At 35.5% G+C, this 14,731-nt stretch carries 17 protein-coding genes; 8 read left to right on the plus strand and 9 right to left on the minus strand.

From position 1 onward, the window contains the following. Window positions 1–59: 59 nt before the first annotated feature. Together OZP08_RS16445 and OZP08_RS16450 are read right to left on the minus strand one after the other, a co-directional pair. Entirely contained in the window at window positions 60–1,640 is a 1,581-nt protein-coding gene (locus OZP08_RS16445; protein WP_268847192.1) for an NADP-dependent glyceraldehyde-3-phosphate dehydrogenase, read from the minus strand. 75 nt (window positions 1,641–1,715) lie between these two features. Beyond that, the gene (locus OZP08_RS16450) at window positions 1,716–2,021 is read right to left on the minus strand and encodes a rhodanese-like domain-containing protein (RefSeq protein WP_268847193.1); all 306 of its coding nucleotides are present in this window, start codon (window positions 2,019–2,021) and stop codon (window positions 1,716–1,718) included. 298 nt (window positions 2,022–2,319) lie between these two features. Between OZP08_RS16450 and OZP08_RS16455 the strand changes: the two genes are divergently transcribed. From OZP08_RS16455 to OZP08_RS16490, 8 genes are all read left to right on the plus strand, one after another. Continuing rightward, window positions 2,320–2,946: a Crp/Fnr family transcriptional regulator gene (locus OZP08_RS16455; RefSeq protein WP_281322366.1), complete on the plus strand. Its 627-nt coding sequence runs from the start codon at window positions 2,320–2,322 to the stop codon at window positions 2,944–2,946. An 84-nt stretch (window positions 2,947–3,030) separates the two neighbouring features. Further along, a complete protein-coding gene (locus OZP08_RS16460; RefSeq protein WP_268847194.1) occupies window positions 3,031–3,819 on the plus strand; it encodes a sulfite exporter TauE/SafE family protein in 789 nt (262 codons plus the stop codon). A gap of 79 nt (window positions 3,820–3,898) precedes the next feature. Further along, on the plus strand, window positions 3,899–5,314 hold the full coding sequence (locus tag OZP08_RS16465; protein ID WP_268847195.1) for an MBL fold metallo-hydrolase: 1,416 nt from the start codon (window positions 3,899–3,901) through the stop codon (window positions 5,312–5,314). Between the two features lie 52 nt (window positions 5,315–5,366). Beyond that, window positions 5,367–5,573, plus strand: a complete 207-nt coding sequence (locus OZP08_RS16470; RefSeq protein ID WP_281322367.1) for a YgaP family membrane protein — start codon at window positions 5,367–5,369, stop codon at window positions 5,571–5,573. A gap of 4 nt (window positions 5,574–5,577) precedes the next feature. Then, window positions 5,578–6,408 carry a methyltransferase domain-containing protein gene (locus OZP08_RS16475; RefSeq protein WP_281322368.1) on the plus strand — a complete coding sequence of 277 codons (831 nt, stop codon included), beginning with the start codon at window positions 5,578–5,580 and terminating at the stop codon, window positions 6,406–6,408. Between the two features lie 107 nt (window positions 6,409–6,515). Beyond that, window positions 6,516–6,719 (plus strand): hypothetical protein, encoded by a 204-nt coding sequence (locus tag OZP08_RS16480; protein WP_281322369.1) that lies wholly within the window; start codon window positions 6,516–6,518, stop codon window positions 6,717–6,719. Beyond that, entirely contained in the window at window positions 6,716–7,018 is a 303-nt protein-coding gene (trxA, locus tag OZP08_RS16485; protein WP_268847197.1) for a thioredoxin, read from the plus strand. Before OZP08_RS16480 ends, trxA begins: the two co-directional genes overlap by 4 nt. After that, the gene (locus tag OZP08_RS16490) at window positions 7,015–7,215 is read left to right on the plus strand and encodes a DUF6132 family protein (protein ID WP_268847198.1); all 201 of its coding nucleotides are present in this window, start codon (window positions 7,015–7,017) and stop codon (window positions 7,213–7,215) included. Before trxA ends, OZP08_RS16490 begins: the two co-directional genes overlap by 4 nt. Before the next feature lie 110 nt (window positions 7,216–7,325). Here the strand turns inward: OZP08_RS16490 and OZP08_RS16495 are convergent, their stop codons facing one another. The 7 genes from OZP08_RS16495 to OZP08_RS16525 form a co-directional block, all read right to left on the minus strand. Continuing rightward, window positions 7,326–8,123, minus strand: a complete 798-nt coding sequence (locus tag OZP08_RS16495; protein ID WP_281322370.1) for a polysaccharide deacetylase family protein — start codon at window positions 8,121–8,123, stop codon at window positions 7,326–7,328. A 92-nt stretch (window positions 8,124–8,215) separates the two neighbouring features. After that, window positions 8,216–9,328 (minus strand): ABC transporter permease, encoded by a 1,113-nt coding sequence (locus OZP08_RS16500; protein ID WP_268847201.1) that lies wholly within the window; start codon window positions 9,326–9,328, stop codon window positions 8,216–8,218. Window positions 9,329–9,330: 2 nt separating this feature from the next. Beyond that, window positions 9,331–10,437: an ABC transporter permease gene (locus tag OZP08_RS16505; RefSeq protein WP_268847202.1), complete on the minus strand. Its 1,107-nt coding sequence runs from the start codon at window positions 10,435–10,437 to the stop codon at window positions 9,331–9,333. Between the two features lies 1 nt (window position 10,438). Beyond that, a complete protein-coding gene (locus OZP08_RS16510; protein WP_281322371.1) occupies window positions 10,439–11,176 on the minus strand; it encodes an ABC transporter ATP-binding protein in 738 nt (245 codons plus the stop codon). Between the two features lie 21 nt (window positions 11,177–11,197). Then, a complete protein-coding gene (locus tag OZP08_RS16515) occupies window positions 11,198–12,127 on the minus strand; it encodes an ABC transporter ATP-binding protein (protein WP_281322372.1) in 930 nt (309 codons plus the stop codon). A gap of 204 nt (window positions 12,128–12,331) precedes the next feature. Beyond that, window positions 12,332–13,231 carry an HlyD family secretion protein gene (locus OZP08_RS16520; protein WP_268847204.1) on the minus strand — a complete coding sequence of 300 codons (900 nt, stop codon included), beginning with the start codon at window positions 13,229–13,231 and terminating at the stop codon, window positions 12,332–12,334. Between the two features lie 16 nt (window positions 13,232–13,247). Continuing rightward, window positions 13,248–14,498 carry a TolC family protein gene (locus OZP08_RS16525; protein ID WP_268847205.1) on the minus strand — a complete coding sequence of 417 codons (1,251 nt, stop codon included), beginning with the start codon at window positions 14,496–14,498 and terminating at the stop codon, window positions 13,248–13,250. Window positions 14,499–14,731: the final 233 nt, after the last annotated feature.

The raw sequence follows: 14,731 nt of genomic DNA on the forward strand, positions 1-14,731 counted from the left end.
ACAAAAAAGCATCCCATTCCTAGAAATGGGATGCTTTTAGAAAGACATAAAAAACAGTCTTATAATATATAATCCGTATTAATGAAATTTGATTCTTTGCTATTCAATAATTCCTGTAAAATTTCATTGTTATAAGCATTGTCTTTTGAGGCTACAAAAGTTCTTATAGAAAAAGAACGTAAAGCATCATGAATACTTAATGTCCCAAAAGCGGAGTCTTTTCTTCCTGTAAATGGGAAAACATCCGGCCCTCTTTGGCAAGAACTATTCAGGTTTACTCTACATACCAAATTAACCAAGGTATCTATAAGTGGCGCAATGGTTTTGATGTTTTTGCCAAACAAACTCACTTGTTGCCCATAGTTCGATTCAGCCATATCATTCAATGGCTCTTGAATGTCCTTGAAAGTCAAAATTGGTACAACTGGTCCAAATTGCTCTTCATGGTACACACGCATATCTTTATTTATAGGAAACAAAACTGCTGGAAATATAAAATTATCCGTACGCTCTCCTCCTTTTGCATTGATCACTTGTGCTCCTTTGCTAGTTGCATCATCAATTAATTCCTGAATATAAGCTGGTTTTTCGGTTTCTGGCAATGGTGTTAATGACACTCCTTTATCCCACGGATTCCCATATAATAAAGCATCTACTTTGGCAGCAAAACGTCTGTTGAATTCTTCCGCAATTGATTCGTGCACATACAGAATTTTCAGTGCGGTACAACGTTGCCCGTTAAAAGACAAAGTTCCTGTAATACACTCTTGGATTGCCAAATCCAAATCGGCATCCGGTAAAATTATTGCTGGGTTTTTGGCTTCTAATCCTAACACCAAACGCAATCTGTTTTTGTTCGGATGTTGGTCTTGCAATGCGATAGCCGATTTACTGTTTCCAATCAAAGCCAAAATATCAACTTTTCCAGATCTCATTATTGGTGAGGCAATTTCACGGCCTCTTCCATAAACAATACTGATTACCCCTTTTGGAAAACTACTTTTAAAAGCTTCCAGCAATGGAGAAATTAATAAAACGCCATGCTTTGCAGGTTTAAAAATCACAGGATTACCCATAATTAATGCCGGAATAAGCAATGAAAATGTTTCGTTTAATGGATAATTATAAGGCCCTAGACATAAAACTACCCCAAGAGGTCCTCTACGCACCATAGCATTTATCCCTTGCACTTTAGAAAAATGGGCTGAACTACTGTGCAATTCTTTGTAGCTTTCTATGGTATCATTTATATACTCTACAGTTCTATCAAATTCTTTTTCAGAATCTCCAAGTGTTTTTCCTATTTCCCACATCAAAAGCTTAACTACTTCGGTACGGGTTGTTTTCATTTGGACTACAAATTTTTCCATACACTTAATCCGATCAACAACTTTCATGGTTGGCCATAAACCTTGTCCGTTATTAAAAGCTGCCCTTGCTGATTCTGCCACTTCTAAAGCTTCTGCTTCGCCCATAAAAGGAATAGAGCCCAACAATGTTGGTTCATACTTCTCGGTTGAAGAAATTGTAGAATATACAGGGGTCAATTCCCCTGTCCATTTTTTTAATTCACCATTTACTAAATAGGTGTCTTGTATAAGCGGTTTTGTAATTTGGAATTCTTGTGGTATTACATTCATTCTTTGGTTAATTTTTGGTTGTTAATATCTAAAATTTAAAAAAGAGGCATAAGCCTCTTTTTTTAGTTATACAGTTTAGACGATATCGCCTTCCCATTCTATAATTCCACCCAGTAGATTATAAGCATGCTCTATACCTAATTCATTCATGATTTCACAGGCTTTTGCACTTCTTGCTCCAGAACGGCAATACACATAATAACTTTTGCTTTTATCTAATGCCTCAATAGCATCAATAAATTCCTGTCCTTTATGAATATCAATATTTATAGCACCTTCGATTATGCCTTGATCGCACTCGTCTTCGGTTCTTACATCTAGTATCACTGCGTTTTCATCGGCTTCAAATTGAGAAACCCATTCTTCTTGTGTTAAATTCATAATATATATTTTTCTGTAAAAATACGAGGTTTTACTCAAACATTAGCCCTCTTTTTTGTGAATTAGCCAATAAATCGTAGAAAACGATTTCGTAAAGTACTAATATGCAGTGTATAGCAATTTTATCTAATTAAACCATAAAATAGAACTGCTTTTGGCTCGGTAAATTCTATTTTTAATAATTTCATTTCAAGGCAACTTAGAAATGGTAGTTAACTATTCATTCACAAAAAATAGCATCTTTTTCACTACTTTTACAGTGTTAGTATTCCAACTCCATTCCAAAACAAAAATCAAAATGCCAGAACAATTAAAAAAAATATTTCCATCCTTTTCTAACGAATTGATACAAGAGATAAAAACAAACGAAGTCATCAAAGACTTTAGTGCTGGCGAAGTTATCATGCGCACCGGGCAGTATATCAAGAATACAGTTCTGGTTACCAAAGGAACCATCAAAGTTTATCGTGAAGATATTGATGGTGGCGAATTTTTTATGTACTACTTAAAACCTGGGCAAGCATGTGCACTATCTATGGTTTGTGCCACCAAAAATGAAAAAAGCCAAATTATGGCTAAAGTTGTTGAGAATGCCGAAGTAATCATGCTTCCTCTATCCTTGATGGATAAATGGATGATGGAACATCGCAGTTGGTATGAATTTGTAATTAGTACCTACCGTAACCGCTTTGAAGAAGTACTGGAAGTTATTGACAGTATTGCTTTTAGAGCTATGGATGAACGTCTGGAGTTCTACCTGAAACGCCAAGTTGATGTGTGTGGCAGCAAGGAACTAAAACTTTCTCATCAAGAAATTGGATCAGATTTGAATACCTCCAGAGAAGTAATTTCAAGACTACTCAAAAAAATGGAACAAAGAGGTCTCGTTGTTTTGTCTCGCAACCAAATTGAAGTTTTGATGTAGATTATCTTAATGTGACAAATGTTACTGTAAATAAAAAACCGTCTTCGCATATTTGCAGTAAATCTAAATTAAGAATATAAAAACATGGAATATTTTGGTTATCTGGCTTCTGTCATAATAGGTCTTTCGTTAGGATTAATAGGTGGTGGAGGATCTATTTTAACCATTCCCATATTGGTCTATTTATTCAAAATAGATCCAAAATTAGCAACTACATATTCACTGTTCATTGTGGGCATAACCGCTTTATCAGGATGTTTCAGTCATTACAGAATGGGAAATCTGAAAATTAAATCGGCATTGTATTTTGTCGTTCCTTCTGTCTTTTCCATATTAATTATCCGTGAAGTCATTTTTCTAAAGATTCCTAATGTACTTTTTACAATAAATGATTTTCAAATCACCAAAAATTTTCTGATCATGATTATTTTCGCAGTTCTTATGATGGCTGCATCTATTTCTATGATTAGAGAATCTAATTCTCAAATAAAATCTTCAACAACAAATTTTACTCAGCTTTCTGTGATTGGTGCTGTTGTTGGAATCATAATTGGTTTTCTTGGTGCTGGAGGTGGTTTTTTAATTATTCCTGCCTTACTATTTTTTGCCAATTTACCCATGAAACAAGCTGTAGGGACTTCATTATTGATTATTTTCATTAATTCCTCTATTGGTTTTATAGGCGACTTATATATTGGAACTCCCATAGATTATCCCTTTTTACTAGAAATATCGAGTATTGCTTTTATAGGGATGCTTATTGGATCTCAACTATCCAAAAGAATGGACGGAAACAAACTCAAACCTCTTTTTGGATGGTTCGTTTTGGTAATGGGAATCTATATCCTTATCAAGGAAATTTTCTTAAATTAAACTTTCGTTAAAGTAACTATTGTCACTGACAGTATAAAAAAACAGAATTAACTTTGTATCAAATTAAATATAAAATACCATGCAAATAGAACAAATATATACAGGATGCCTGGCACAAGGTGCTTATTATATCACTTCTGATGGAGAAGCTGTTATAATAGACCCGCTTAGGGAAACACAACCTTATCTGGATCGTATTGCTCGTGATGGGGTCAAACTGAAATATATTTTTGAAACTCACTTTCATGCCGATTTTGTTTCCGGACATCTTGATTTAAGCAAAGAAACTGGAGCAACAATAGTGTATGGACCAACTGCAGAACCAGAATTTGAAGCCACTATTGCAGTAGACAATCAAGTATTTGAAATTGGAAACATCAAAATAAAAGTACTTCACACTCCTGGGCATACCTTGGAAAGTTCTACGTATTTATTAATCGACGAAAACGGAAAAGACTATGCCATTTTCTCTGGGGACACTCTATTCATTGGAGATGTAGGAAGACCCGATCTTGCCCAAAAATCAGCATCGATGACCCAAGAGCAATTGGCAGGATTGTTATTTCACTCGTTAAGAGATAAAGTAATGCCTCTGGCCGATGATGTAATTGTATATCCAGCCCATGGCGCCGGTAGTGCCTGCGGAAAGAATATGAGTAAAGAAACCGTTTCTACCATTGGAAACCAAAAAGCAACTAACTATGCTTTGAGAGCCGATATGACCGAAGCTGAATTCATCACCGAAGTAACTGACGGGTTGCTACCTCCCCCAGCCTATTTTGGAATGAATGTATCCATGAATAAAAAAGGATATGATAGTTTCCAGCATGTATTGCAACATGGTATGAAGCCCTTATCTGTAACCGAATTCGAAACTGTGGCTGAAGAAACTTCTGCCTTAATTTTAGATACCCGAAATAACGGAATTTTTAGCAAAGGCTACATTCCGCAATCTATAAACATAGGGATTAATGGTGATTTTGCTCCTTGGGTTGGCGCTTTGATTGCCAATGTAAACCAACCTATTGTTTTAGTTACCGAAGTTGGAAAAGAAGAAGAAACAGTGACTCGCTTGAGCCGTGTGGGGTTTGATAATCTTGTGGGACATCTGGAAGGCGGTTTTGAAGCTTGGAAAAATGCTGGCAAAGAAATTGACCACGTAAATAGAATTACAGCAGAGCAGTTCAAAACTGAAGTAAAAATTGGCGAAAGCACAATTATTGATATTCGTAAAGAAAGTGAATACAGTGCCGAGCATATTCATGAAGCTTTCAGTAAACCCTTGGCTAACATCAACGAATGGATAAAAGACATCAACCCAAAAGAACATTTCTTTATGCATTGTGCCGGAGGATATCGCAGTATGATTGCGGCATCGATTTTGCAAGCTCGTGGGTTTAGAAATTTCACCGAAATAGAAGGCGGATTTAGCGCTATTGCCAAAACTGATATTCCGAGAACCGATTTTGTATGTCAAAGTAAAGTATTCAAATAAAAAATATTTCAAATAGCCCAAGTATTTCATTAACTGATAAATACTTCTTATCATGAAAAAAAATATAGGTCCTACAGACAAAATGATTCGTTCCGTAATTGGAATTATCATTGCTATATTATACTATTCAGGTATTATAAATGGAACGCTGGCAATCATTTTATTAGCTTTTGCTATTGTTCTTTTGCTAACCAGTTTCATTGGCTTTAGCCCATTATATAAGCTCCTAGGAATAAACACCAATAATAAAAAACTATAATTTTATGGACAACTTGCAATGCTGTGTGACATCTTGTGAAAGGCCTTTGGATCAAACCTATTGGGATAGCCAATACCAGTCTAATACAATAGGTTGGGATTTAGGAGAAGTGTCCCCTCCCCTAAAAAGTTACATCAATACTTTAGAAAATAAAGATGTCAGAATTTTAATTCCTGGTTGCGGGAATACTTATGAAGCCGAATACATTTTGGAACTGGGCTTTACAAACGTTACCGTAATTGATATCGCGCCAACATTAGTTGAAAATCTAAAAACCAAATTCAAGGATAATCCCAACATCAATATCGTATTGGGAGACTTTTTTGAGCATCAGGGAGTGTATGACATAATCCTTGAACAAACTTTCTTTTGTGCCCTACCACCAACAATACGTCAAAAATACGTCTGGAAAATGCATCAGCTTTTGGCCGAAAAAGGAAAAATTGCCGGATTATTGTTCAACCGAACATTCGAAAGTGGCCCACCTTTTGGCGGAAGCCAAGAAGAATACACTTTGCTTTTTCAACAAGCTTTTCATTTTCTAAAAATGGACGTTTGCCAAAATTCAGCCGCACCAAGAGCCGGTTCCGAATTGTTTATCGAATTGCAAAAGAACAGTGAAGTATTGGTCAATTTATATACATTTGAAGGCATTACATGTAGCGGTTGCAAAAATACGGTTTCCGAAAAATTTGCTACTATCGAAGGTATTTTAAACGTGAGTATGAGCAGTGATTTTGCTGAAGTATTGATTGTTAGCCAAAATGAAGTTGCATTAGAAGCATTGCAAAATGAAATCGCTTATGATGTTAAATATAAAATTGAAAAAATTTAAAAATTTAAAATTGTTTAAAGCTTTAATCTTTTAATCTTTTAATCTTTTAATCTTTTAATCTTTTAATCTTTTAATCTTTTAATCTTTTAATCTTTTTTAAGAAAAAAATGAAAGAACTACTATTCAGGAACTGGCATATCATGCGTATTTTTCGTTTCGCTTTTGCAGTATTCCTATTTGCACAAGCCTATTATACACATGAATGGTTCTTTATAGCCTTTGGAATATTTTTCTTTGTTCAAGCCATTTTTAATACTGGTTGCGGACCAAATGGTTGTGCTGTTCCCAAAAATAAATACACAAAAAAATGAGTACATTCAACGATATTATTCAATCTGAAAAACCGATTTTAGTTGATTTTTTTGCCACTTGGTGTGGACCTTGCCAAACATTGGCTCCTATTTTGAAACAAGTAAAAGATAATTTGGGCGACCGAATTTCAATCATCAAAATTGATGTAGACAAAAACCAGCAAATCGCCTCACAATACCAAGTTCGAGGCGTTCCTACAATGATTCTATTCCAAAACGGAAAACAATTATGGAGACAATCCGGAGTGTTAAGCACCAGTGACTTGATTAGAGTTATTACCGAAAAAAGCAATTCATGACCCGAAAAGCCATTATTATCACCAGCATAGGAATCGTAATCGGAGCCATTTCCGGCTATTTGTATTATCACTTTGTTGGTTGTGCTTCGGGTAGTTGCGCCATAACCTCAAAACCCTTGAACTCTACTCTATACGGCAGTTTACTGGGAGGATTATTGTTTAATATGTTTGTGAAAGAAGAAAAAAATAAAGAGTAATAAAATTACAATCAATTCATTTAGTCACAAAACAAATCCTAAATAGTAAAGCAAAAGAACTGCTATGCTCTAACTGATAAAAGGCGCAAAAAAGTAGTTTTGATTTAGAATCAAAGCTTAGCGAGATCATTCACTGTATAAAATTTAAGCCCAGCATTCTTTGCATATTTGCAAAGCTCCTCTAGTGCAGAAAGGGGTGTTTCCAGCTTTTCATCGGCATCTGGAACTGTCTTATGCCCATAAAATATCACAATTTTATTGTGGGTTTTAGCATAATCCATAAGACTTTTGTAATACGGAAGATTAAACTGTTTGTAGTCATCATCTATTCCGAGTCCGTAGATAACTCTTTTACCTTCATAATAGCAGTATTGTGATTTGGGCAGAATCTCTTCGTAGGTTGTTCCCCTTATTATATCAAAATATTTAAGTAATTCATTATCCAGTCTATTATCACGTGCACCGTCTGGATAAGCAAAAGACTGAACATCAAAACCGTCTTTTGCCATAGCCGCTTTCAAAGGTAAAATATCATCTTCAATATACTTCTCCATTCCAAATTTCTTATAATACTTCAGGGCATTAAGATGATTATAACCATGCGCAGCAATTTCATGTCCCATAGCTTTTAAATAATGCAACTTCGATTTTTGTTCTGTGGTCAAACTACCATACTTACAAACAAAAAATGTTGCCTTCCAACCGCAAGGATGCAGCAGTCTCTCAGCAACGTACCAGTCTTCTATGTAATCGTCATCAAAAGAAAAAACCACACCGGGCTGATAGGTTTTTTTCTCCTGTTTTACTACAGCAGTTTTTCCCTCCGGATACATTTTAACACCCATTATTATAGTTGTAACAGCTACAATTAGTATTTGCACTATTCTATTTACTGATAAAGACTTCATTATGAGAAAGTTTTATTAATTATATTTTTATTGCAGCTGCAAGAAGCTTACTGCCTATTGCCTACTGCTTACTGCCTACCGCCCTAACCCCATCAAACCGTTTTCCTGTAATTTAAAATCGCCCAAAGATTGAAAAACACAGCAAAACAAGTTAATGCGAAAAATTGGGTACCCAGTTCAGAAATTCCACTTCCTTTTAGATAAACCATACGCATTACCTGCATAAAATATTTCAAAGGATTAAAGATGGTGATGTACTGCGCCCACTCGGCCATACTGTTAATTGGGGTAAATAAACCACTCATTAATATCAAAATCAACATAAAAAAATACATCACAAACATAGCTTGTTGCATGGTATTGGAGTAATTGGATATCACAAGGCCAAAACCAGAAATTCCCAAAATATAGATTGCCGCAAAAAAATAAATGGTGCCTAAACTGCCCATTGGTGATAATCCATAAACGGCGTAAGCCACACCAAAAGCGATGGTAATTACCGTAAATCCTATTATCCAATACGGCAGTAACTTTGAAATTATAAAAACAAACTTTGGGATTGGAGTCACATTAATCTGTTCCATAGTTCCCGCTTCCTTCTCCCCAACAATATTCAGAGCCGGAAGAAAACCGCAAAGCATGGTGAGCACCATAACCATCAAAGCCGGAATCATATAAATTTTATAACTCAGATGAGGGTTAAACCTATTTTGGGAAACTATTTCTACAAACGGAAATTTTGCTGATGATGCAGATTGGATCCACTTTTCACGCACTTCACTAGAAAAATCCGTTATAATACCACTAAGATAAGCACTCCCCAATCCACCTTTTGTACCGTTAACAGAATTGGCTGAAATCAGCAAATGAGCCGTTTGTTCACGAACCAAATCTTTTTCAAAATTGGCTGGAATTTCCAAGATAATGTCGGCTTCGTCCTTTTCAATCTGATGAAGTGCCTTTTTAGAATTTTCAGCAACCGAAGTCAGCTTATAGTATCCTGAAGAAATCACTTTCTGTACCAATTGATTCGAATAACTGCTGTGATCATTATCTACCACACACAGATTTATATTTTTTATTTCAAAATTGGCTGCAATAGGAAATACCAACAATACCATCACCGGAAATAACAAAATCATCCGAGGCAAGAATGAATTGCGGAAAATTTGCTTGAATTCTTTTTCTAATAAAAACTTTATCATAACTACTCTAAACGATTTTTGAAATTTTTCAAACTTACGGCTACAATTACCACAGCCATAAATCCGAGTATTATCAGCTCTTTATAAATAGAAGAGACACCGGTTCCTTTGATCATAATGTTTTTAACAGCTATGATGTACCATTTTGCCGGTATGACATTAGACAGCCATTGCAAAGGCCAAGGCATATTTTCGACAGGGAAAATCATTCCGGACAACAGCATTATAGGCATCATAAAAATCATTCCCGAAATTAGCATGGCCGCCATTTGGGTTTGTGTGACGGTAGAAATCAGCAATCCCAACGAAAGCGCAACAAAAATAAAAAGCGTCGAAAGGATCACGAGCAAAAACAAGCTTCCCGCAACAGGAACCCCCAGAACGTATACTGCCAAAAGAAGTACTGATACCGTATTGACACAAGAAAGCAAAAAATAAGGCACCGCTTTGGCTAGTATGATATAAATAGGCTTGAGTGGTGAAACAAGTAATACTTCCATAGTCCCCATTTCTTTTTCCCGAACAATGGCAATAGAAGTCATCATGGCACAAATAAGCATCATAATTAGCCCTAAAACTCCCGGAACAAAATTATAGGAATCTTTCATTTGAGGATTATAAAGCATTTTCACTTCCGGCAAAATCTGGTAAGGAACTTTCATGCCTTGCATTAAATCCTGCTGATAATCCATTATAATAGCACGGACATAATTGGTCACAGCTGTAGCCGTATTAGGATCGGTCGCATCTGCAATTATCTGAATATGAGAATTACCAGAATGAAAAAGATTGGTTTCAAAATTTTCGTCGAAAACCATGATTAACCCAATTTTGCCTTCCCGAAATTCATGTTCAATTTGGGTAGGATCATTAAGATATTTTACAATATCAAAATACTTACTGGAATTAATGCGCTCTATTATTTTTCTGGAAGTAATACTTTTTGAGGGATCATAAACTGCCACCTGAGAATTTTTGACTTCGGTAGTAATAGCAAATCCAAAAAGAAGAATTTGGATAATTGGCATTACCAAAAGCAGCATCATTGTTCGCAGGTCGCGAAAAATATGCAAAAATTCCTTTTTTACGAATGACACAAACTGTTTCATTTTAATCTGCTTTTCGGATCGCTTTTCTAGCCAGTTGCTGAAAAACCTCATCCATATTTGATGCGTTATATTTTAATTTAAGATTTTTTGGAGTATCCAGTGCATCTATTCTTCCATCAACCATAATCGAAACACGGTTACAATATTCGGCCTCATCCATATAATGAGTGGTTACAAAAATGGTTATCCCTCGAGAAGAAGCCTCGTAAATGAGCTCCCAAAATTGTCTTCGAATCATAGGATCGACACCACCTGTGGGTTCGTCAAGAAAAACAATTTTTGGATTGTGAAATATTGAAACAGAAAATGCCAGTTTTTGTTTCCACCCTAGCGGAAGGTCTTTTACCAAGGTATTCTTTTCTGATTCAAAATTTAAAGTATGCAACAACTCATCCGTCTTTGTGCTTATTTCCTTTTCAGGCATACCATAAATACCGGCAAACAACCGAATGTTTTCCCATACTTTAAGGTCATTATAGAGCGAAAATTTCTGGCTCATATAACCAATATTCTTTTTGATTTGTTCAGGGTCTTTATGAATATCGAAACCTGCCACAGTTCCCTCGCCAGATGTAGGTTTGCTCAAACCGCAAAGCATACGGATAGCTGTTGTTTTTCCGGCACCGTTTGCACCCAGAAAACCAAAAATTTCTCCCTGATTTACCTCAAAGGTAACATTGTCGACAGCAGTAAAATTACCAAAGCGTTTCACCAGATTATTAACCGTAATTGCTTTCATTCAAATTTTATTTTGAGGTTTTTAAACACCTAAATTCATATAACAATCTTCAATTTTAGGTTTAGTTGGTTGGATATTAATATTTATATGACCTTTTTCAATCAAAAAACTTTCTAATTCTTTTGTCGAAATCTGTTCCGTTTTGAAAGTTACATGATGCGAGTCTCCAAAAGCAAAACAGGATTTTACATCTGGAAACTGTCTTATGTCTTTCAATAATTTGTACATGTCATTACTCTGAACTGACCAAAGTGGCATCCCAAACTGGTTGATCATATTTTCGGGTGTATCAATTTTTAATATTTTCCCTTCCGAAATCAAGGCTATGCGATCGCATAAAGTAGCCTCATCCATATAAGGCGTAGAAACCAAAATGGTTATACCTTCTTTTTTTAATTTCTTGAGCATTTCCCAAAATTCTTTTCGGGAAACCGGATCAACGCCTGTTGTGGGTTCATCGAGAAACAATACCGATGGCTTATGGATTAAAGCGCAAGACAATGCCAATTTTTGTTTCATTCCTCCAGATAGTGCGCCTGCTTTACGGGTTTTAAAAGGTTCTATTTGCTGGTAAATATCTTTTATGAGATCATAATTTTCTTCGACCGTAGTATTAAAAACAGTGGCAAAAAAATTAAGATTTTCTTCAACTGTCAAATCCTGATAGAGCGAAAATTTACCGGGCATATATCCTACCCTTTGCCTGATTGTCTTAAAATCGTTAACCACATCTAGCCCATCTACAGTTGCGTTTCCCGAATCAGGTTTCAAAAGTGTGGTCAGAATACGAAAAATAGTGGTTTTCCCAGCGCCATCAGGACCTATCAGTCCAAAGATTTCGCTTTTGTTCACCTGAAAAGACACTTCGCGTACTGCCGTTATTTTTCCGCTACCATACGATTTGTTGATATGGCTTACATTTATGGGAACTACATTTTCCTTATTGTCCATTAGAATAATATTTTATGTGGTTGCCCTTTACTTATATCAAGTATTTTATCTCCCCAATTTATGCTTTGCGTCTTTACAAGAAATTGTGCTCGCAAAGACGCAGAGTCTTTCTTATAATATTACTAGATAAATCTGCTTAATCTGTGTGCTAATTATTTTCAAGCAGATTTTTTGCAGATTCGAAAATGCCTGTTTTAATTCTCATCAAAAAACGACATCACCGTACATCCCTATTTTTAAAGTTCCGTCATTTTTTACCCTAATTTTTACGGCATAAACCAGATTGGCTCTTTCATCTTTCGTCTGAATGGTTTTAGGAGTAAACTCGGCTTTACTATTTATCCATTCCACGGTTCCGGAATATGTTTTTGATTTACCGTTTTCTGCATCCACGTTTATTTTTACAACATCTCCAATTTTAATTTTAGCAAATTGCGAAGCAGTTATATAGGCTCTTAATTTGAGGGTAGACAAATCCGCTATTTTATAAATTGGCTTACCTACAGTAGCCATTTCATACTCATTTGCATACTTGGTCAATACCGTTCCCGAAACGGAATTTATAATGTTGCATTTTTTAAGCTGATCCTCCACCTGTGCTAATTGAAACCCAACTGAACCGCTTTGTTCATTAAGATTATTGGTTGTTGTTGCCAATTGACTGCTCAAGGCATCAATTTTAGATTGGATGATGGCAATTCTATAATTCGCATCGTCAAGCTGTTTTTGCGAAGCCACGTCTCCTTTTACTAAATTTTCTATTCGTTTTTTGTCTTTAACCGCATTTTCTCGCTCTTTCTGCAAAGCTTCAATTTGTACTTTACTATCGGGACGTCCAGATAAAATAGCTCTTCCATTTTGCTTCAGTTGCATTTTGGACAAGTGCAGTTGGGTGCTATCAATAAAACCTACTTTTTGTCCTTTTCCCAATTGGTCTCCTTCATTAATCGTCAGTTTCAAAATTTTCCCATTGGCTTCAGCCGACACTATTGTTTCTGTGGCTTCAAAAGTTCCTGAGGCTTCATTGACATTTTCGCTATTACCACAGGAAGAAAGGGTAATACAAAAAGCTATAATGCTTGTTTTATAAAAATTGAACTTCATTTTTATATAATTAAATTTAGTTACCGCTTATCGTTTTGTAGTTGTAAATACTCATCTGCAATTGTACATTGTGAAATGCCTGATTCCCAATAGCCTCATTCTCTTTGTTCATGGAGGACAGCAAATCATTCATGGCACATATTCCGTTGTCATACATGAGCTGGTATGATTTTTTGATATTGCCTTTCAGTTTTACGATTTCCTCATCTTTCGCTATAATAGCTTTTTGCTTTTCGATCTCGTTATTGGCTTGTGCTAATTGCAATTTATTATTAAACAAAAAAGTATCCTGCTGATTGTTGATTTTATCTATTTCAATTTTATCCAACTCCTTGTTGTTCCTATTTTTATAAAGACCTGTTGTGCTCCAGGATACACTCAGTCCAGCTAAAGCAAATCCGTTGAACTTTGATGGTCCAAAATTCACCCCTGGTTCAATTAAAATACCGGCTCCTATTAAACCGACTTTAGGCATAAGGGAAACCTCATTTAGACTGGAACGGGATTCTATTAATTTTACCTGATTTGCGTATAAACTCAACTCAGGTCTGTTATTACTAAGATTATTTACCGTTTCAACCATTATAGGTTTCTCAAGCTTTACATTTTCATCCAGTTGCTGCCCCGTTAAATAAGACAACATTTGCACGTAGCCTTTTCGGGTATAATTGAATTCGATTTTTTTCTGTTCCAAATTGAGCATTTCAGCCTTTACCTCATCCACATCCGATGTATAGGCCAGTCCGTTTTCTTTAGAAAGTCGAACTTTTTTCTGTCCCAGTTTCAATTCATCGTATAGAATATCCAATTGTTTGTTTTGTTCATCGATTAACAAAATCCCAAAAAACACTTGATTAACACGTTCGCGAATAGAATACAAAGAAACATCAACACTTGATTTTTCGACCTCGGCTGCTGATTTTGCAATATCTTTCTGGGTACGTATGGCTCCTCCGTCCCAAATGGTTTGATTGATTTGAGCAATCCCGATAAACTGGGCTTTATTTTTTTCACCTGGAGTTGAACCTGGTACTGAAAATTCAGGCAATCCATTGAAAATGTATCCACCAATTCCCGTTATACTTAGCTGCGGAAGATAGGCTTTGTTAGCATTGGAGATAGTATAATCAGACGATTTCGCAATCAAATCGTACTGCTTGATTAACGGATAATTTGCTTTGGCTTTTTCTTGACAACCATCAATGGTTATTTGTCCTTTTGCCGTACAAAAACCGAAAAACAAAATAAATGATAACAGTTCTTTCATTTAATTCACAAATTTTATCTCTTAAGATTTATCCCAAATTCAGTAGCTTTTTGAATATTTGATTAATTTAATGAACAAAAGAATATCACTTTACATGTAGTATTCTGTTTATCCAAACGGGAATATACTTCTTTGTTTTTCTTATGAAAAGTGCTACTAAACGAATATACGATTCTTTTTTTGATTGAAACCTATTATTAAATCATTTGATTAAGCATATACTGTTGATAATG

The organism is Flavobacterium aestivum, assembly GCF_026870175.2.
In the GTDB taxonomy this organism is placed as follows: Bacteria; Bacteroidota; Bacteroidia; order Flavobacteriales; family Flavobacteriaceae; genus Flavobacterium; species Flavobacterium aestivum.